Origin of the sequence: Thermocrinis albus DSM 14484, from assembly GCF_000025605.1 — a bacterium.
In the GTDB taxonomy this organism is placed as follows: domain Bacteria; phylum Aquificota; class Aquificia; order Aquificales; family Aquificaceae; genus Thermocrinis; species Thermocrinis albus.
Genome location: NC_013894.1, coordinates 483,396 through 500,118, shown reverse-complemented (window position 1 = coordinate 500,118; position 16,723 = coordinate 483,396). Strand labels below are relative to the sequence as shown.

19 protein-coding genes are annotated in these 16,723 nt (G+C 47.7%); 3 read left to right on the top strand and 16 right to left on the bottom strand.

All coding sequences use genetic code 11. The features are described 5' to 3' along the window. Positions 1 to 31: 31 nt before the first annotated feature. Both purB and THAL_RS02560 read left to right on the top strand, forming a co-directional pair. Positions 32 to 1,345, top strand: coding sequence for an adenylosuccinate lyase (gene purB / locus THAL_RS02565; protein WP_012991557.1), 1,314 nt, complete (start codon positions 32 to 34; stop codon positions 1,343 to 1,345). 24 nt (positions 1,346 to 1,369) lie between these two features. Beyond that, the gene (locus THAL_RS02560; protein WP_012991556.1) at positions 1,370 to 2,527 is read left to right on the top strand and encodes an NAD(P)H-dependent flavin oxidoreductase; all 1,158 of its coding nucleotides are present in this window, start codon (positions 1,370 to 1,372) and stop codon (positions 2,525 to 2,527) included. On the opposite strand, the gene THAL_RS08460 is transcribed toward THAL_RS02560, so the two are convergent. The 11 genes from THAL_RS08460 to THAL_RS02505 form a co-directional block, all read right to left on the bottom strand. Then, positions 2,466 to 2,951, bottom strand: coding sequence for a J domain-containing protein (locus THAL_RS08460; RefSeq protein WP_012991555.1), 486 nt, complete (start codon positions 2,949 to 2,951; stop codon positions 2,466 to 2,468). The genes THAL_RS02560 and THAL_RS08460 overlap by 62 nt on opposite strands. Further along, on the bottom strand, positions 2,948 to 3,406 hold the full coding sequence (locus THAL_RS02550) for a chemotaxis protein CheW (RefSeq protein ID WP_012991554.1): 459 nt from the start codon (positions 3,404 to 3,406) through the stop codon (positions 2,948 to 2,950). Before THAL_RS02550 ends, THAL_RS08460 begins: the two co-directional genes overlap by 4 nt. Positions 3,407 to 3,416: 10 nt before the next feature. Further along, positions 3,417 to 5,201: a chemotaxis protein CheA gene (locus tag THAL_RS02545; RefSeq protein WP_012991553.1), complete on the bottom strand. Its 1,785-nt coding sequence runs from the start codon at positions 5,199 to 5,201 to the stop codon at positions 3,417 to 3,419. Further along, a complete protein-coding gene (locus THAL_RS02540; RefSeq protein ID WP_012991552.1) occupies positions 5,198 to 6,142 on the bottom strand; it encodes a chemotaxis protein in 945 nt (314 codons plus the stop codon). Before THAL_RS02540 ends, THAL_RS02545 begins: the two co-directional genes overlap by 4 nt. Before the next feature lies 1 nt (position 6,143). Further along, on the bottom strand, positions 6,144 to 6,404 hold the full coding sequence (locus THAL_RS08510; protein WP_012991551.1) for a methyl-accepting chemotaxis protein: 261 nt from the start codon (positions 6,402 to 6,404) through the stop codon (positions 6,144 to 6,146). Between the two features lie 9 nt (positions 6,405 to 6,413). Continuing rightward, positions 6,414 to 6,821: a methyl-accepting chemotaxis protein gene (locus THAL_RS02530; protein ID WP_425598186.1), complete on the bottom strand. Its 408-nt coding sequence runs from the start codon at positions 6,819 to 6,821 to the stop codon at positions 6,414 to 6,416. A 153-nt stretch (positions 6,822 to 6,974) separates the two neighbouring features. Next, positions 6,975 to 7,364, bottom strand: coding sequence for a chemotaxis response regulator CheY (locus THAL_RS02525; RefSeq protein ID WP_012991549.1), 390 nt, complete (start codon positions 7,362 to 7,364; stop codon positions 6,975 to 6,977). Between the two features lie 12 nt (positions 7,365 to 7,376). After that, positions 7,377 to 7,931, bottom strand: a complete 555-nt coding sequence (locus THAL_RS02520; RefSeq protein WP_012991548.1) for a protein phosphatase CheZ — start codon at positions 7,929 to 7,931, stop codon at positions 7,377 to 7,379. Continuing rightward, positions 7,932 to 8,309, bottom strand: coding sequence for a flagellar motor switch protein FliN (fliN, locus tag THAL_RS02515; protein ID WP_012991547.1), 378 nt, complete (start codon positions 8,307 to 8,309; stop codon positions 7,932 to 7,934). A 10-nt stretch (positions 8,310 to 8,319) separates the two neighbouring features. Then, positions 8,320 to 8,622: a GYD domain-containing protein gene (locus THAL_RS02510; protein ID WP_012991546.1), complete on the bottom strand. Its 303-nt coding sequence runs from the start codon at positions 8,620 to 8,622 to the stop codon at positions 8,320 to 8,322. A 183-nt stretch (positions 8,623 to 8,805) separates the two neighbouring features. Beyond that, positions 8,806 to 9,357 carry a Maf family protein gene (locus THAL_RS02505; protein WP_012991545.1) on the bottom strand — a complete coding sequence of 184 codons (552 nt, stop codon included), beginning with the start codon at positions 9,355 to 9,357 and terminating at the stop codon, positions 8,806 to 8,808. A 23-nt stretch (positions 9,358 to 9,380) separates the two neighbouring features. On the opposite strand from THAL_RS02505, the gene THAL_RS02500 reads away from it, so the two are divergent. Beyond that, entirely contained in the window at positions 9,381 to 10,304 is a 924-nt protein-coding gene (locus THAL_RS02500; RefSeq protein WP_012991544.1) for a Ppx/GppA phosphatase family protein, read from the top strand. Positions 10,305 to 10,323: 19 nt separating this feature from the next. On the opposite strand, the gene THAL_RS02495 is transcribed toward THAL_RS02500, so the two are convergent. The 5 genes from THAL_RS02495 to THAL_RS02475 form a co-directional block, all read right to left on the bottom strand. Further along, positions 10,324 to 11,907, bottom strand: coding sequence for a hypothetical protein (locus tag THAL_RS02495; protein WP_012991543.1), 1,584 nt, complete (start codon positions 11,905 to 11,907; stop codon positions 10,324 to 10,326). Between the two features lie 11 nt (positions 11,908 to 11,918). Continuing rightward, positions 11,919 to 12,425, bottom strand: a complete 507-nt coding sequence (locus THAL_RS02490; protein ID WP_012991542.1) for a DsrE family protein — start codon at positions 12,423 to 12,425, stop codon at positions 11,919 to 11,921. A 118-nt stretch (positions 12,426 to 12,543) separates the two neighbouring features. Continuing rightward, positions 12,544 to 13,848: a sigma-54-dependent transcriptional regulator gene (locus tag THAL_RS02485; RefSeq protein ID WP_012991541.1), complete on the bottom strand. Its 1,305-nt coding sequence runs from the start codon at positions 13,846 to 13,848 to the stop codon at positions 12,544 to 12,546. Then, positions 13,823 to 15,742 (bottom strand): two-component system sensor histidine kinase NtrB, encoded by a 1,920-nt coding sequence (locus THAL_RS02480; protein WP_012991540.1) that lies wholly within the window; start codon positions 15,740 to 15,742, stop codon positions 13,823 to 13,825. The genes THAL_RS02485 and THAL_RS02480 overlap by 26 nt, the downstream gene beginning before the upstream one ends. Next, a complete protein-coding gene (locus tag THAL_RS02475; protein ID WP_012991539.1) occupies positions 15,742 to 16,704 on the bottom strand; it encodes an ABC transporter substrate binding protein in 963 nt (320 codons plus the stop codon). Before THAL_RS02475 ends, THAL_RS02480 begins: the two co-directional genes overlap by 1 nt. Between the last annotated feature and the right edge of the window lie 19 nt (positions 16,705 to 16,723).

Genomic DNA, 16,723 nt, shown 5'->3' with positions numbered 1-16,723 from the left:
GATAGTGTAATTATACTAAAATTTTTCTGCCATGATAGAGCGCTACACAAGGAAGGAGATGGGAGAGATATGGTCTGAACTCAATAAGTTCAGACTGTGGTTGAAGGTAGAGCTGGCTGTCTGTAGAGGTTGGCAGAAACTGGGAAAGATACCACCCGAAGTGGTACAGGAGATAGAAAGACGTACTTTCGTGGACGAAAAAGTTATAAGCAGAATAAAGGAGTACGAGAGGGTATACAAACACGATGTTCTTGCCTTCATATCCGCCATAGGAGAGCAGATTCCTGAGTATTCTCACTTCTTTCATATGGGTCTCACTTCATCAGACGTGGTGGATACAGCTCTTGCTCTGCAGTTAAGACAGGCTCTGGACCTTATCCTGAAGGGAGTGGAAGAACTTATGGAACTTCTTAAGAGCTTGGCCCTTCTTCACAAAAACACGGTTATGATGGGCAGAACACACGGTGTACATGCGGAACCTATAACCCTTGGTCTGAAGTTTCTAAGCTGGCATGAGGAGATGGCACGTAACAGAGAACGCCTCCAGAGAGCCAGAGAAAACATATCTTATGGAAAGCTGTCGGGTGCTGTAGGCACCTACTCCAATCTTGATCCACGTGTTGAGTACTATGCTCTGCAGGAGTTGGGTCTCCAGGTAGAACCTGTGGCCACCCAGGTGGTGCCCAGAGACAGACACGCTGAGGTTATGTACGCTGTTGCCAGTACAGCATCGGCCCTTGAGAGGTTTGCCACCGAGATAAGACATCTTCAGAGGACAGAGGTTCTGGAACTTATGGAGCCTTTTCAGGAAGGCCAGAGGGGATCTTCCGCCATGCCCCACAAGAAGAATCCTATTCACGCAGAGAGAATATGCGGTCTTGCGCGTGTGATAAGAGCCAACTTGCAGGTAGCCCTTGAGAACATAGTTCTCTGGCACGAGAGAGATATATCTCACTCTTCGGCAGAGAGGATAATACTACCCGACTCCACCATAGCCTTAGACTACATGATACACCTGTTTATAGATATTCTTAAAGGTATTAAAGTATTTCCTGACAGAATGAGGAAAAACATGGATATCTCCTATCATCTGTACGGATCTTCCAAACTGCTCGTTCTACTTATGGAGAAGGGTATTCCACGCGACACGGCATACAGTATAGTGCAGGAGTGTGCTATGAGAAGTTGGGAAGATGGTATTCCCTTTGAGGCCTCCCTTATGCAAGACGAAAGAGTCAACAAGATCCTCTCGGAAGAGGAGATAAAGGAAGCTCTGGATCCTTCCTCTTTCCTGAAAAACGTAGATGTCATATACCAGCGAGTTTTGAAAGATCTTGACGCTTAAAGATCAGTGCTTAGATTTTGTTGCATGCTACCGGAACTGAAGATAGGAAAGATAAGACTGGAGATACCCATAATACAGGGGGGAATGGGTGTAGGTATATCGTGGGAAAAGCTGGCCGGTGCTGTGGCCAGAGAGGGAGCAATGGGAGTAGTGTCGGCGGTGGGTACAGGTTACAGGTTTCCCGAGTTGGTAAAGAGGGACAAGTTTGGGCGACCTATAGGTTCCGTGTACACTCACAGCAAAGAAGCTCTCACCATACTGATAAAGGAGGCCAAAAGAATATCCCAGAACAGGGGTGCCATAGGGGTCAACATACTGTGTGCCATAACCGATTACGGTAGAGTTGTGCAGGACGCCATAGAAGCCGGTGCCGATGCCATCATATCGGGAGCCGGTCTTCCTCTCAGGTTACCTGAGTACGCAGAAGGTTCCGATGTGGCTCTCATACCTATAGTGTCCTCGGCAAGAGCTCTTAACCTCATATGCAGGACATGGGAGAAAAAGTACAAAAGGCTTCCCGACGCTGTAATACTGGAGGGACCAAAGTCAGGAGGACACCAAGGGTTTAAGTACGAGGAGTGTTTTATGCCTGAATACCAACTGGAGAACCTGTTTCCCTCCCTTTTGGAGGAGGCCAACAGGTGGGGTGGTATACCTGTCATAGTGGCCGGTGGAGTATGGAGTTACCAAGATATAAAGTGGTACATAGACAGGGGAGCTAAAGGGGTGCAGATAGCCACGCGTTTTATAGCCACCCACGAGTGCGACGCACCTCCCATATACAAGGAGATACTTCTCAAGGCAGAGGAGGAGGATATAATACTCCTCAAGTCTCCAGTAGGTTACCCCCTGAGGGTTGTAAAAACTCCCTTTGTAGAACGCCTGTTGGAAGGTTACAATGGTTGGCAGGGCTGTGTTTCCCACTGTGTGGTTCCCTGCAACAAAGGAGAAGAAGCCAAAAAGGTGGGTTTCTGTATAGCTGACCGACTGGGTGCTGCTTGGCTGGGTAACTACGAGGAGGGGCTGTTTATAAGCGGTGCCAACGGACACCTTCTGAAAAAGCAAGGTATCATAAGCGTGAAGGAACTGTTAGAGATCCTCACAGGAAAAAGACCTGACCCTACACTGGATCATTCCTTAGACGCGAGAGATAGCTTAGCAGTACCTGGTAGTGGTAATTGATGAGTACCATCCGCCTGTGAGCCTCCTCTCTGTTACCGTACCTGTCAGGATGATATTTGAGTACCATCTGTCTGTAGGCTTTTCTGAGTTTTGCCTCGTCTAAAGTATCGAGACCAAAGAACCGTAAGGATTCTGTCACTTTTGTAGGGAACCTATAGGGTCTCTTACAAAAGCTCCAGTAAGTAGCCACGTAGGATCTTATAAGCTGTCTCTTTCTTCTCATATAAGATGGGTAATGCTCCACTATATCGGAAAGGGGAAAGTGCTGGATGAGTCTCTTCAGTATGTAACCCTCAAACCATACCCTTATGAACCTATCCACGTTGTCACCGAAGTTCCTATTTAGTTGGAAGAAGTGGGCTTGAAAGGCTTCCAGTCTCTTTTCCAACAGGTAGTCCAGTACCTTTATGTAAAAGTTCCTCATAGAGAGTTTATTATCCTATCCATCTCCAGAAGACAGAGCAGACCCTCCTTCAGGTAAGCTACCTTCTCCACAAACTCACTGTACCTACCCACCATGGGGTTTGGTTCGAACCTCTGCTCCTCTACCCTCATAACGCCTACCACTTCGTCCACCAGGACACCCACTTTACCTCTTTCCGTTTCTAAAAGAACTATGCGGTTCTCCTCCCTTGTTCTCTTCATGCGAAGTGGACCTTTGAGATCCACGACGGGTAGTATCTCCCCTCTCACATTTATGACACCCTTTACGTAAGTGGGGGAGAAGGGCACGGGTACTATAGGTACCATCCTGGACACCTCCAGTACCTTCCTCAAAGGTACACCGAACAGCTCCCCCTCCAGATAAAAGGCAAGAAGTTCGTACATGTGGGTGACCTTCTCCAGCTGATTCTTGTCCTTATGGAGCACTATGTTCATAGTACTTACCTCAGAGCATACCTACCGTCCTCTTCACGATACCCACGGGATCTAGTATCAAGACAACACTACCATCTCCCGTAATGGTGGCTCCCGATATACCCTCTATCTCACCAAACAGCTTTCCCAGTGGTTTTATGACCACCTCCTCGTCTCCCAAAAGGTCATCCACCCCAAAGGCCACCCTCCTGTTTCCAGCTAAGGCCACCACTATAAACCCCACATGTCTCCTCTCCATGCCTAGAATCTCAGACAAATGTAACAACGGAATAGTGTTACCCCTAAGGATCAGTACCTCTTCACCGGAAACGTGAGATATCTCTGCAGAATCCGCGCTCACTATCTCCAACACTGAGTGTATGGGTATGGCAAAGAGGCGATCCCCTACCTTCACTATTAAGGATTTTATTATTCCCACCGTTAGGGGAAAGCTCATAACTACCTTTGTCCCTTTCCCCCTCTCACTGGCTATGTCCACTGTACCCCTGAAGCTGGTGACGGTACTGAGAACCACATCCATACCCACACCCCTCCCGGATACCTCTGACACATGATCAGCTGTGGAGAAACCGGGACTGAATATGAGGGAGAGTACCTCCTTGTCCGTCAGTTTTTCCAACCTCTCTCTGGAAACTATTCCCTTTTCCAGAGCTTTTTCCTTCACCCTGTCCACATCTATACCTCTACCATCGTCCTCCACCGATATGTAAACCCTGTCTCCCTGGTAGTAGGCCTTCAGAAGGACTCGTCCCTCCCTCGGCTTACCTAAGCGTTCCCTCTCCTCTGGGTACTCTATACCGTGATCTACCGCATTTCTTACCAGATGTATGAGAGGATCCTCTAGTCTCTCTATAAGGGATTTATCCATCTCGGTATCCTCTCCCTCTGTTATGAGGACGACCTCCTTGCCCAGTGCTCTTGACAGGTCTCTTACTACACGGGGAAATTTTTGGAAGAGCTTTCTGACAGGCTGCATACGTGTCTTCATAACCGCCAGCTGAAGATCCCCTACGATTCTGTCTATGGAAGATACTACCGACTCCAACTCTTCCACTCTTCTGGATAGACCCTCCTCCATCATGGCCTGCATTATACGCAGAAGTCTGTTCCTTTCCAGAACAAGCTCTCCTACGAGGTTCATAAGGGTCTCCACCTTCTGAACGTCTATCCTGAGAACTCTCTCCCCCTCCTCCTTACTCTGCGAGGGAGGAGGCACCTGCTCCCCTTTTTCCGGTACATCCTCCGACTCCCCATGTAGAGCTTCCTCTAGAGCGGCTATGAGCTCGGTTGGTCGTCTATCGGGAGGCATTAACACCACTTCTTCCAGAAGCTCCTCAACAGGTCTTCCCTTCAGGTGGGATAGTCCATACTTCTCCAGAAGTTTATCCAGTGATGGCCTTTCCTCTAGCTTTGTCTCTTCTTGATGACGTAGTGCTTTTAGTAACTCACCGTAATCACTGACAGGCTTACCCTCCACATACGCCTCTAGGGCCGATCTTATAAAATCTACGCTTTTCAAGAGGAGGTCCGTTGTGGTAGATGTGAGGTGCAGGCTCCCCTCTCTTGCCTTACTCAGCACATCTTCCGCCGCATGGGCTACTTCCACTATGGGAGTGAGCCCCAGGAAAGATGCACCTCCCTTTATGGTGTGCATACTCCTGAAGGCGGCGTTTATAGCGGATAGATCGTTGGGAACCTTCTCAAGATGCAACAGCGTTTTCTCAAGCTCCTCTAGATGCTCCTTCGCTTCCAACACGAACTCTTCAAAGACCTCTCTCATTTCCTCCGGTATCATGATCCTCTTCCTAGTTTCTCTACCAGTTGTATCATCTCTCTAGCATCAAACTTTACAAGGTAAGCATCGGCACCTACCAGGAAAGCCTTCTCACGATTAGCTTCATCGGAGAGAGTAGTGTTGACTATTACAGGTAGATGCATCAAACCTGGTGTTTCCTTTATCTTCTTGGTAAGGGTTAGACCGTCCATACGGGGCATCTCTATATCCGTGAAGATCACCTGGAGGTACTCCCTTATGTTCTTGCCCTCTCTCTGTGCCTTTTCCAGCAACTGCGTAAGCTTCTCCCATGCTTCCTCACCGTCCTCACAGGGTATGACCTTGTGTCCAGCTCCCTCCAGGATGTCCTTTATTATCTTCATGGCCACCGAAGAGTCCTCCACCACGAGAACGGTGTAGTGACCTTCCGATTTACTGCCTTCGGAGACCTCTTCCATGCCAAAGACCTTCAATATACCTATATCACTGACTATACCCTCAAGATCGAGAACCAGTATAGTACCGTCCTCTACGTCTACAATACCTGTAATACGCCCCCTCAGAAGCTGGTTTAAACCTTCAGGAGCTCTTCTCACCTCCTGCCATGACACTCTCACTATCTTCCTCGCATCGTGTACCACTATACCCACATGCTCTCTCAGGAACTCAAGATGTAGGAGGTACTTCTTTCTCTCCGGAGGTTCGTGCAGCCCCATCCAACGGGCAAGGCTTACCACCGGTATCATCTCCCCCCTTACCTCTGCCAGACCCTCCACCGCTGGAGGGACATTAGGTAACCTAGTTACAGGAGGCATACGTAAAACTTCCCGTACCTTAGCTACGTTTACCCCAAAGTTCCAGGCATAGAGACCTTCAGGCCTATCTTCAAATATCCGAAAGTTAACCAGTTCAAGTTCGTTGGACCCCGTTTTCAAAACTTCCGGCAGGCCGGAGTACTCCATATCATGTCTCTCCTAGATTCTTCAGGTACTCCTCTATCTTCCTCACAGCATCTCTCAGTTCCACGACAGTTCTGTTGTAGTTCTCAGCTAATTTTCTGAACTCTGCAGCTACCACCGAGAAGCCCTTCCCCGCCTCGCCCACCCTTGCCGCCTCAATCACCGCATTGAGAGCGAGTAGATTTGTCTGTTTTGAGGCTTTTACCAAGCTCTCCGTCAGCTCCTTTAGCCTCTCCAGCTGTTCCTCCACTTCCCTCAAGTTCATGTTAACACCTCACTTCATAAGATTTGCCACTTTCTGGTAGCTGTCAGCCAGCAGTCTCAGCCTGTCATATATGAGTTCTACAATGGTTCTCACATCGTCAGAAAGTTCACTGGTCTCTTTGACGTTCTCCATCACTCTGTCTATAGCCTGACTTAGCTCCCTTATCTGTTTACCTATCTCCTTGAGATTCTTACCTATCTCTCTGGCAGAGGCCATGGACTTCTGGGCAAGCTTACGCACCTCATCGGCTACAACCGCGAAACCTCTACCGTGCTCCCCAGCTCTGGCTGCCTCTATGGCAGCATTCAGAGCGAGGAGGTTTGTCTGCTCAGAAATACTCTCTATTATGTGTGTTATCTCCTCTATATCCTTCGATCTTTCACGCAGTAGGTCCGTCAACTTCTTGACGCTTTCCATGTACGATTCTTCTTCCTTTAACCTACTGTACATCTCTTCTATCATCTGCATACCGTTATTCAGGGTTCTGTAGATGTCCTCTATCTCTTTCAACGATGTATCCAAGCCTTCCTTTACAGCTTTCAGAAGCTCCAGCTCATCCATGCCAATACCTCACCTGTTTACAGAACTCCACACTTTCTCTAGCTTATCGCGAAGTGTCTCTAAAGTAAAAGGCTTGACTATGTAATTGTTGGCTCCCGCTTGTATGGCAGCTAAAACGTTCTCCTTTTTTGCCTCTGCCGTGATCATGATAACGGGAATATGTCTCAGACTATCATCTGCCCTTATGGCCTTCAACAGTTCCAGACCATCCATCTCCGGCATGTTCCAGTCCAGAAGGACGAGATCATAGGAAGAGCTGCGTAGCTTAGCTAAAGCGTCTCTTCCGTTCTCTGCCTCATCTACGTTGGTATAACCCAGCTGATTTAGCAGAGTTTTTACTATCTTTCTCATGGTACTCATATCATCCACCACGAGAAATTTGGCTTCCTTCGGTGGCATAAACCTTCCTCCTTACAAACCGAGTTCATTTAGAAGAGCGTCAACATCAGTCTGACTTATCCTGTCACCAGTCAACATCTCCGTAGCCTTACCCAGAATCCTCTCCTTCTGTTCTCTACTAACCTCCATCCTCTCCACGGAGCTTACAACGATCTTTATTATACCCCTTTTAAGTTCCTCAAGGGTACTTATAACCTTCTTAAGCTGTTGACTAGCCAGATCCTGAAAGGACAGCAGTGTCAGGATCTGAAGCAGTTTGTTGATGTTGTCCCTGTTCCTCTCACGTACGTTTATCAATCTACTCTCGATGGAGGGAATAGGGCTGAGCTTTAGCAAAAACTCCACCTCCTTCTCTATAACCTGTGAGTTCTCGTTTATGGCCTCCAAAAGCTCCACCACCTGATTTACCGCACGTTCGGTAAAGGTTATAACATCCTGTAAGCTCTCACTGGCCGCAGGTAGGGTGACGGAGGTTTCCTCCAGGGGTTTTATTACCTCATCCACCTTCGCCTCCAGAAAACTTATCTCTCTGAGAAGCTCCGCCAAAATTTTCTTGAGATCTTCCATCTACACAAACCCCTTTATTCTCTCCTCCCTTGCTATTATATCGGTGATCCTGACACCGAATTTATCTTCCACCACCACTATCTCTCCCTTAGCCACCAGCTTACCGTTAACAAGTATATCTACGGGAGACTCAACATGGTTGTCCAACTCCACAACAGAACCCGGGCCAAGATGCAGAAGTTCTCCCAACTTAAGAGTAGTACGTCCTATGACCACCTCAAGTTCCAAAGGAATCTCCAGGAAGCGCCTTACTTTCTCGGAAAGATCCTGACTATCCCCTTGCCCCTCTCCGTGTCTCCCTTCCGCTTCCTGTTGTTCCTTCAACGCTTGTTCCCACATGCTGGAAGTGTCTTCTTGAAAATTCTCCTTCTCCTCCATAGGGATAGCCTCATACCTTTATTTTACCCAAAAGATCCTTGAACTCAGACCACTTTATGGCGGGCCAAGTCTCGGTGGTGGCATGTCCGAAGGATCTTATGATCATAGCCACCTTGGCAGCCTCCTCGTCACTGGATGCCTCAAATATGTCCAGATAATCATAGGGACCAAATACCACCAAGTTCATTATCCATCTCACACCGGGACAGTTCTCCTCTATCAGTCTCTCAGCCTCCTGCTCTATCTCTTTGAGTTTCTCTAAATTCTTAACAGCGTAAGGTGATATCTTGGTAAGCATCACGTAAAGCCCCATGACACTCCCCTCTTACCCGAACTCTCCGTCCGGGGCTGGGGTATTTGTATCCCGCCCTTTTAAAGGTGCCCATCCCCAGCAGGCGGTATTTGGGCACCCACCATGTTTCACCTTCACCTTCTGTACTGTATCTGTGTCTGAATACCGATACCTTTCTCCATCACCACCGAGCAGGAGGATAAGCTAAAGGACAGACTTAAGAGCAGTAAAAGTCTTACTGGCAGGGAGACCCATAACTGTGTAAAAGTCACCCTTGATGGCTTGTATAAACCTTGCTCCCTTTCCCTGTACCGCATACGCACCAGCCTTGTCCATAGGCTCTCCGCTCTTAATATATTCCTCTATTTCCTCGTCGTCCAGTTTTCTGAACTTTACAAGAGCTACGTCGTGAAAGGTTCTTTTACCCCCCTGCCACAGAATGGAAACGCCTGTCACCACCTTGTGCCACCTTCCTGATAGGAGGCGCAACATACGTTTTGCCTCCTCCTCGTCCTTAGGTTTACCTAAGATGACGTTGTCCACCACCACCAGAGTGTCGGCACCCAACACAACGGCGTATTTGTAATCTTTCCAAACTTTCAGAGCCTTCCAATACGCAAGCCGGCGAGCGGTGGCTACTGGGTGACCTAAAGGTCTTTCTTCTATCCCCGCAGGGATAACGAAGAACTTAAAACCTAACATCTTCAGTATCTCAACCCTTCTCTTGGATTCAGAAGCCAACACAAGGAATCTCATTTTTTAATAAAATTATAGCGTACATGAAGGTGGCTGTCATAGATGTAGGTTCCTACTCATGTAGGTTAAGTGTGGCAGATCTTACAGACGGTATCAAGATCCTCTATGAGGAAGGTAACATAACCTCTCTTGCTCAGTCTCTCTCCAAAACAGGCCAGCTTTCCGAAGATAGAATGGAAGAAACTCTAAATGTTTTGGAACGCTATGTGCAGATAGCCCACAAGATGGGGGTGAAGAAGATAAAAGCTGTGGGAACAGAAGCCCTAAGGAGAGCCAGAAACACAGAAGAGTTCTTGCAAAAGGTGAAAGAGAGAACAGGTTTGGAGGTAAGGGTGATAAAACCGGAGGAGGAGGGAAAGTACGCCTTCTGGGCGGTAGCGTACTCCCTAAAGCCTGAAGGTAGGTTCTGTATAGTGGATCAAGGTGGTGCATCTACAGAGATAGTGTGTGGCAGAGGTTTTGAGATAGACTATCTTCACTCCCTACCCATAGGTATAGTGGGGCTAACGGAAGAGTTTCTGAATTCTGACCCTCCCACCATCTACGAGCTGGAATCTCTGAAAAACTTCCTGGATGAGCAGATAAGGCCTGTGGTACAACCGTGCCAGACCTTGGTGGGACTTGGAGGGACCATAACCACCCTCTGCGCTCTTCAGTACGGTGTTTATCCCTACGACCCTACTCTGGTACACGGTAAGAAGCTTACTATACAGCAGCTTATGTTTTGGATAGAACAGCTCTCATCTATGAGGGCAGAGGATAGAGTGAGGGCTTTCCCTCAGATAGAACCCAAAAGATCCAGGGTGATAGTAGCTGGTGCGGTTTTGTTCTACAGGATCATGCTACTTATGGGACACACGGAGATAGTGGTAAGTGACTGGGGCATAAAGGAAGGTCTTTTGGTAGAGGAGAAAAAGGAGGAGCTGGAAAAAGAAAGAGGGAGGTGAGCGGGGGCTGAGCCCTGGCTCAGAATATCCACTGAAACTGGAGGGTAAGCGCGTTGTTATCTATGCTGTTTCTCTGTTCACTAAATCTTGTGTACTCGAGAGTCCATCTAAAGTTCTCGTTTCTGTAATAGTAGTTTATTCCTATACCAAGCTGCTTTATCTTACCCAAACTGGATCTATCTGTGCCACCAGTCAGTTGGTTTGGACCTACGAAGTTGGTGGCGTCTCCATACAGTCTCGCGTTTGCGCCGTTACCTACCTGAACTATCTGAGGTTTGTACTCTGAGTAGCTGATGTAAGGTTCAAACTTATGCACCGCATTAGGGTTTATCATGTAGCCAGCTTTAACAAGCCAAAAGTCGTTCTTTATACTTCTTCCGGGATACAGGTTGTTGGCACCGTCCGTAAGGAGGAGTTTGCTGAACTTCACCTGTCCAACTTCTGCTACGAAGGATACAGGTCCATGGTGCCATGCTATGTCCGCACCGTAAAATTTCATATCCACTTTGTTGTTAAGGAGCGCGTTACTTACAGTAACACTGTTCGTTCCTATGGGGTTAGGTAGCAGAAGGTAGGGTATTCTCACGTTTACCGTTCCAGCACCGTTGTAAGGAGAACCGTTACCTAGAAAACCCGGTTGTATTCCTTGGGTATCTGTTAGAATATGCTGGCTTATCTTGTTTTGAAAGGCATAGGATACTCCGATGGTTATTCCCTTTCTCTTCCCAAGGTACGTGTCCCTGTAAAGCCAGTTGTATATGGCCGGCCTACCTTCTGGATCACCGAAGGCTAGGGTAGCCCTGAAGGTGTAAAGAAGGTTGTTGGAGCTGTTGCCTCTGACTCGGGAGAGACATGTCCCTATAGCGGGGTTAGGGACTGTAAACCCACACAGAGGTGTGTTTGCGGAAACACCTACCACTGTGTCATCCCATGGATTCTTTACGTTCTTATAGCCACCGAAGGCACCCACAAAACCGTCGAAGGTCACCTTCCGGTAACCTTTACCTTCGGTACCAGTTCTCACGTGTAAGTATCCTCCGAAGGCTCTGCCCGTTACGTCACCTGTAGCCAGATGAGTCCACCTTAAGGTGGCGTTGGTTCTATCGAGATCGATGTTGTCATAAGCCCTTTGGAACTGTTCTCTTCCTAAGGGAACTCTGGGATAGCCTAAGTGAAGGTCTACTGTGAAACCGCGTGTGTCCGTCATCTTATCAAGAGCGAGGATAGCGTCAAGTTCGTGAATATAGCCGGTGTTACGGTTGCTTTGGCGTTTTGAATGAGTTGGTTGTCCTCCAAAGGGGGCATCGTAAGGATCTCTTCCAAAGTCGTTGTCCCTTAGGACGAAGTTGAACTTGAACCACGGATTGACACTTCCGAAGAATCTAAGTCTAACCCTTCTGAAGAAGACATCGTCCCTGTCGCTGGCGTTAACGAAGTTAGGTCTGTTAGAATCGCTTATGTCCTGATGACGGAACCATAACTGCATAAGTACGTTCACATCCATATACTGCTCCTCCGCTGGACCAGAGATCCTTATGGCGAAGGCCATGGGCGATGAGAAGAGGGCTGTAGCCAGAAAACAGCTCCAGGCTATCTTCTTCATGCTATGACCTCCTACTGAACTTTTATGTAAGCGTAGCCTTTAGCTTGCAGATCTCCTATGGCACCAACTCCTGAGGGTACTATCTTGCAGAACTCGTGTAGCTTGTTAGCATCTAGTCTAAGGCGGGTGAGAGTTATGTTGCATATATAGTACTCTACTCCATAAGCGGTCAGATCCTTCTCTTGTTGGTATATGCCCTTCACATCTATAGGCTCGCTCTCCCAAGGACTACCGGTCAGATCCTTCATGAAGAACTTTACACCTGGCCCGTGAGCCACCACCACGATCTTTATGCGCAGCGGATCGTTGTCGTACACGGATAGGTGGTTCCTTATGTTACCCAGCATAGCCTTAAAACGTGCCTCCTGTGGAAAGTCACAGTGATACACCACTGCTATGGGTGTTTCTTTCTTGATATCCTCCATCTTTACTCTTGGAGGTGCGGCACCAGCCATCCGTCCCACCAAAGGTAGAGAACCTATAAGACCAGCCCACTTGAAGAAGCTTCTCCGGTCCATGATTTACCTCCTCCACCCCATCTTTTGCAAACAAGATGCCTACCTAAAAAGGTGGTAAGTCCTAAATTTCCTCGTGGAGTATGTGTGTCACTATGGCAAGGTGTTGTCAGTTTGGCAATTAGATAAGACCGTACCTCTCCAGCTTTCTGTAGAAGGTGCGTAAAGGAATTCCCAGAAGTTCGGCAGCCTTCTTTTTGTTATAGCCGCAGGCTATTAATGCTTCTTCTATTTTCTTCTTCTCCAGTTCCCTTAAGGATTTCCACTCTTCTTCGGTGGTTATATAAATATCATCTTCCTCTATTATGTTGCTCTCTGCGAAGAGGACGGCCCTCTCCACTATGTTTCTCAGTTCCCTTACATTTCCGGGGTAATGGTAGGAGAGAAGTTTTCTCTTGGCTTCCTCCGTGAATCCTTCCACATGCTTAGAATACTTGACGGAGAACTCTTTCAGAAAGAGATGGGCCAGTGGCAGGATATCTTCCCTTCTCTCCCGTAAGGGAGGTATACGAATCTCTACAGTGTTCAGGCGATAGTACAGATCCTCTCTGAAGAGACCCTTCTTCACCATATCCCTAAGGTCCCTGTTGGTGGCTGCTATGACCCTGACATCGCTGTGTATCTCCCTCCTACCACCTACCCGGTAGAACCTCTTTGTCTCTATAACTCTCAACAGCTTAGCCTGTAGTGGGATATCTATCTCCGATATTTCATCAAGAAATATCACACCACCCTTGGCCAGTTCCCAGAAACCTTCTCTGGACTGGTTGGCCCCAGTAAAAGCTCCCTTCTCGTAACCGAAGATCTCTGCCTCCAGAAGATCTTTTGGGATGGATGGCACGTTAACCACCACGAAGGGTTTGTCTCTTCTGTCACTCATGTGATGTATAAGTCTGGCCACTACCTCCTTACCCGTTCCTGTTTCTCCAGTTATGAGAACATTACAGTCGCTGCAAGTTATCTTCTTCACCATATCAAGTACTTTCTTCATGGCTTCACTCTCAAAGACAAGACCTCTGAGAGAATCCTCCCTCTCTCTCCTCATAAGTAGACTCTCTCGTTTTAGAGAGGCATACTCCTCAGCTCTCTTCAGGGCCAAAAACACCTCTTCCAGACTGCAAGGTTTTGTGAGAAAATCAAAAGCACCCATCTTAACGGCACTCACAGCGGTCCTAACCGTTCCATGACCAGTCAGTATGACTACTTCCGTGAGAGGTGCGCTCTCCCTCAACTCTTTGAGAAGTTCCATACCATCCATATCTGGAAGGAACAGGTCCAAAAGCACCACATCAAAACTCTCTGTCTGCACAGTCTTCAAAGCTTCACCACCCCTCTGCACCCACACTACACTGGCACCTCTTTCCGTCAGGTACTCCACCAGAACACTACCGAGATCTACCTCATCTTCCACCAACAGAACTCTCATGGCTATATCCTTCCCCCAATCTCAGAATAACTCTAAACTCAGCACCATCGGGGTGGTTGATGACCTCCACTCTCCCGCCCATATCTTCCACAAACCTCTTGACGATGGAAAGACCTAGCCCATAGCCCTCTACCTTTGTGGTAAAGAAGGGTTCGAAGATCCTATCCAGGATATCTTCCCTCACACCCTTTCCTGAATCCTTCACACTCCACACAAGACCTCCTCTCACCTCTTCTAAGGTTACCCGCACATACCCACCCTGAGGTGTTTCATCTATGGCGTTATCCACCAAGTTCATAAGTATCTGTTCTAGCTTCCACGGATAGCAGAACAGGGTGATGTTTTCCTTAAGGAAGTTCACGTACTCTAGTTTTACACCTTTCTTCCTGGCTTTGTACAGCATCATGTCCACTACACCTTCCGTGAGGGTTGCTGGATTTACCTTACTGGGAGAACCGTCTTTACTTCCAGAGATATCCAGAAGCTTCCTCACTGTCTGGGATGCTCTCGCCGTGTTGTCCACTATCCTCTGGACTAAGGGCTTTAGGGTGTCGTCCTGCAAACGGCTCATGAGTACCTCCGCGGAAGCTAGTATTGAGGCAAGAGGGTTGTTGAGTTGATGAGCTATAGAAACAGCTATCTCACCAGCTATGTTTAGGCGTACATGTCTGGAGAGTACGTACTCCATTTCCTTTTGGAGGGTGAGGTCCTTTATGTGTATAAGGTGATAGACGCCGTCCTCTAGAGAAACAGGGAATATCCTGAGACTCACCGTGTACCTTTTACCCTTAACCAGCATATCCGTTTCAGAAATAAAGGTGTTAACCTTGGGGTTCAGTCCTGGAAATATCCGAGAGACTTCCATCCCCACCATCTCTTCGCCTTTTACACCAAACCTCATCTCCAGCTGAGCGTTCACCATAGCCACCGTACCATCGTCCCTTACCAGAAGCATCCCATCACCTATCTCCTGCCACAACTTCCTGTAAGTTTCTTTCTCACGTTCCACACCCTTCAGGAGATTTTCGAAAGCACGGGAAAGGATATCTAGCTCATCGACACCCTTACGGGTGAAACTACCACTGTAGTTGATCACCTCCTGTGTAAGAACTTCAAGAGGTCTAAAGGTCCTGTACACTACAAGGAATAAGATGAACAGTAAAAAAGCCGTAGTGGTCACGCCAAATATACCAGCACTTTGCAGAAACTTATCCGCTGGAGCAAGGACATCCTCTCTTTTCCAGAAAAGTTCCAGATGGTACGGATATCCTCTCACCGGGTAAGATACTGTAAAAGGACTGGGAACATGAGACCCACTTAGTTCCACTGTAGGCGATCCCCTACTGTCCTTCAACACTATCCCTATCTTTCCCGGATAGCCTGTGGAAAGGACATCCCACAGAAGATCCTTCAGACTCAGGTAAAGAAGAAAGAAACCTCTGTGCACATTTTCCCTCATATCGGGGAGCTTGTATACAAGATAGGTCTCCCCGTACTCGTCCCTAACTTCACCCACCTGTTCTTCCCTTAAGGCTACACCGATGCTTCCCACGTAACGTGGCACATTGTGGAACCTGCTAACACTCTTTAAGTACCTACCACCACTGTCCATATAATCCACCCTCTTAACGTGAACCACTTCCGAGGTTATCTTCCACATGAGAGCTTCCAAGGGTAGACTACTGTATAACTCTACCGTTCTCCTAGCCTTGTCGATGTCATCTTTTATCCTAACAGCCACGTGACTGGCCAGACTGCCTGCCACCGCACTGGCCTCTTCCCTCCACCTGTCTATTAGGTAAGAGCGTAGCATAAAGTAGTGCAGAAAAAGAGATAAAAGCTGTAGTAGGAGTAGAACCACTACCGTAAAGAGAACTTTCTTCCTTACACTCATCACCGGTAAACTATGTCGGCAAAATCAAGAGCTTTCCTGTCGTAGGTGTAGCCTAGTTCCCTAAGAGCTCGCATGTTGACAGCGAGATGGACTGTCCTTACCTTCTCGAAGGGAACGGATTCCACAGGATCGCCCCTCAGAAGGCGCAACGCTATATGGGCGGCCTGATAACCTTGCTCAAATCCTGAACTGCCGTAGGCTACAGGACAGCCTCTGGCAGCTTGATCCGGAGAGAGACACATAACAGGTATCTGGTAGAAGTTGGCTAACTGAAGAATATACGTGGTAAGAAAGTTCTCGGTGTAAAAGCAAGGCGTTATTATGACGGCCGAAAACCCATCCTTCTTCATGTTGGCCATAACGTATTCCAGATCTCTCAGATCTCTCACACTCACCGGAACTACCTTTATTCCTATCTTCTCACCAGCTTTTACCGTCAGGCGTGTGGCGTAACGAGAGGCTTCAAACTTTGGCGTACAGAAAACAACAGCTTTCTTCACGTGAGGAAAGAACTTTTTGAATATCTCAAGTCTTTTCTCCATAAGCTCCGCATTCTGGTTATCAACACCTGTCACACCGTTGGTGGGTTTACCGAAGTCCTGTGTCAGTCCCCAAACCTTCACGGCTGTACCTCCCATGATAACGATGGGTTTTGAAAAGTTGGGCTTTGCCTTCTTAAGGTAGTAAGCCTCGAGACTACCACCTACAGCCACCAGACGGTATCTGTTTTCCTGCAGAGCTATCTGCTGGGCAATTTCCTCTATCTTTCTCAGGTTGTTTTGACCATCGTATAGGTCATACTTTATACTCACGCCCATATCCTTCATAGCCTGTTTAAATCCCTCCACCTTACTCTGTCTTCCTTCACCCGATATAAAGAAAGCTATGTAAGGTGTATCATCTCCTGTACATGAGAAGATCCAAGGTATCAGTGTCAAGAGAAGAAATACAACACCTTTCACTGAATTAAATTTAACATCT

Bases quoted from the DNA above. Each gene is read 5' to 3' on its own strand.
- purB (WP_012991557.1), top strand. From the start codon at position 32: ATGATAGAGCGCTACACAAGGAAGGAGATGGGAGAGATATGGTCTGAA.
- THAL_RS02560 (WP_012991556.1), top strand. From the start codon at position 1,370: ATGCTACCGGAACTGAAGATAGGAAAGATAAGACTGGAGATACCCATA.
- THAL_RS08460 (WP_012991555.1), bottom strand. From the start codon at position 2,951: ATGAGGAACTTTTACATAAAGGTACTGGACTACCTGTTGGAAAAGAGA.
- THAL_RS02550 (WP_012991554.1), bottom strand. From the start codon at position 3,406: ATGAACATAGTGCTCCATAAGGACAAGAATCAGCTGGAGAAGGTCACC.
- THAL_RS02545 (WP_012991553.1), bottom strand. From the start codon at position 5,201: ATGATACCGGAGGAAATGAGAGAGGTCTTTGAAGAGTTCGTGTTGGAA.
- THAL_RS02540 (WP_012991552.1), bottom strand. From the start codon at position 6,142: ATGGAGTACTCCGGCCTGCCGGAAGTTTTGAAAACGGGGTCCAACGAA.
- THAL_RS08510 (WP_012991551.1), bottom strand. From the start codon at position 6,404: ATGAACTTGAGGGAAGTGGAGGAACAGCTGGAGAGGCTAAAGGAGCTG.
- THAL_RS02530 (WP_425598186.1), bottom strand. From the start codon at position 6,821: ATGGAAAGCGTCAAGAAGTTGACGGACCTACTGCGTGAAAGATCGAAG.
- THAL_RS02525 (WP_012991549.1), bottom strand. From the start codon at position 7,364: ATGCCACCGAAGGAAGCCAAATTTCTCGTGGTGGATGATATGAGTACC.
- THAL_RS02520 (WP_012991548.1), bottom strand. From the start codon at position 7,931: ATGGAAGATCTCAAGAAAATTTTGGCGGAGCTTCTCAGAGAGATAAGT.
- fliN (WP_012991547.1), bottom strand. From the start codon at position 8,309: ATGGAGGAGAAGGAGAATTTTCAAGAAGACACTTCCAGCATGTGGGAA.
- THAL_RS02510 (WP_012991546.1), bottom strand. From the start codon at position 8,622: ATGGGGCTTTACGTGATGCTTACCAAGATATCACCTTACGCTGTTAAG.
- THAL_RS02505 (WP_012991545.1), bottom strand. From the start codon at position 9,357: ATGAGATTCCTTGTGTTGGCTTCTGAATCCAAGAGAAGGGTTGAGATA.
- THAL_RS02500 (WP_012991544.1), top strand. From the start codon at position 9,381: ATGAAGGTGGCTGTCATAGATGTAGGTTCCTACTCATGTAGGTTAAGT.
- THAL_RS02495 (WP_012991543.1), bottom strand. From the start codon at position 11,907: ATGAAGAAGATAGCCTGGAGCTGTTTTCTGGCTACAGCCCTCTTCTCA.
- THAL_RS02490 (WP_012991542.1), bottom strand. From the start codon at position 12,425: ATGGACCGGAGAAGCTTCTTCAAGTGGGCTGGTCTTATAGGTTCTCTA.
- THAL_RS02485 (WP_012991541.1), bottom strand. From the start codon at position 13,848: ATGAGAGTTCTGTTGGTGGAAGATGAGGTAGATCTCGGTAGTGTTCTG.
- THAL_RS02480 (WP_012991540.1), bottom strand. From the start codon at position 15,742: ATGAGTGTAAGGAAGAAAGTTCTCTTTACGGTAGTGGTTCTACTCCTA.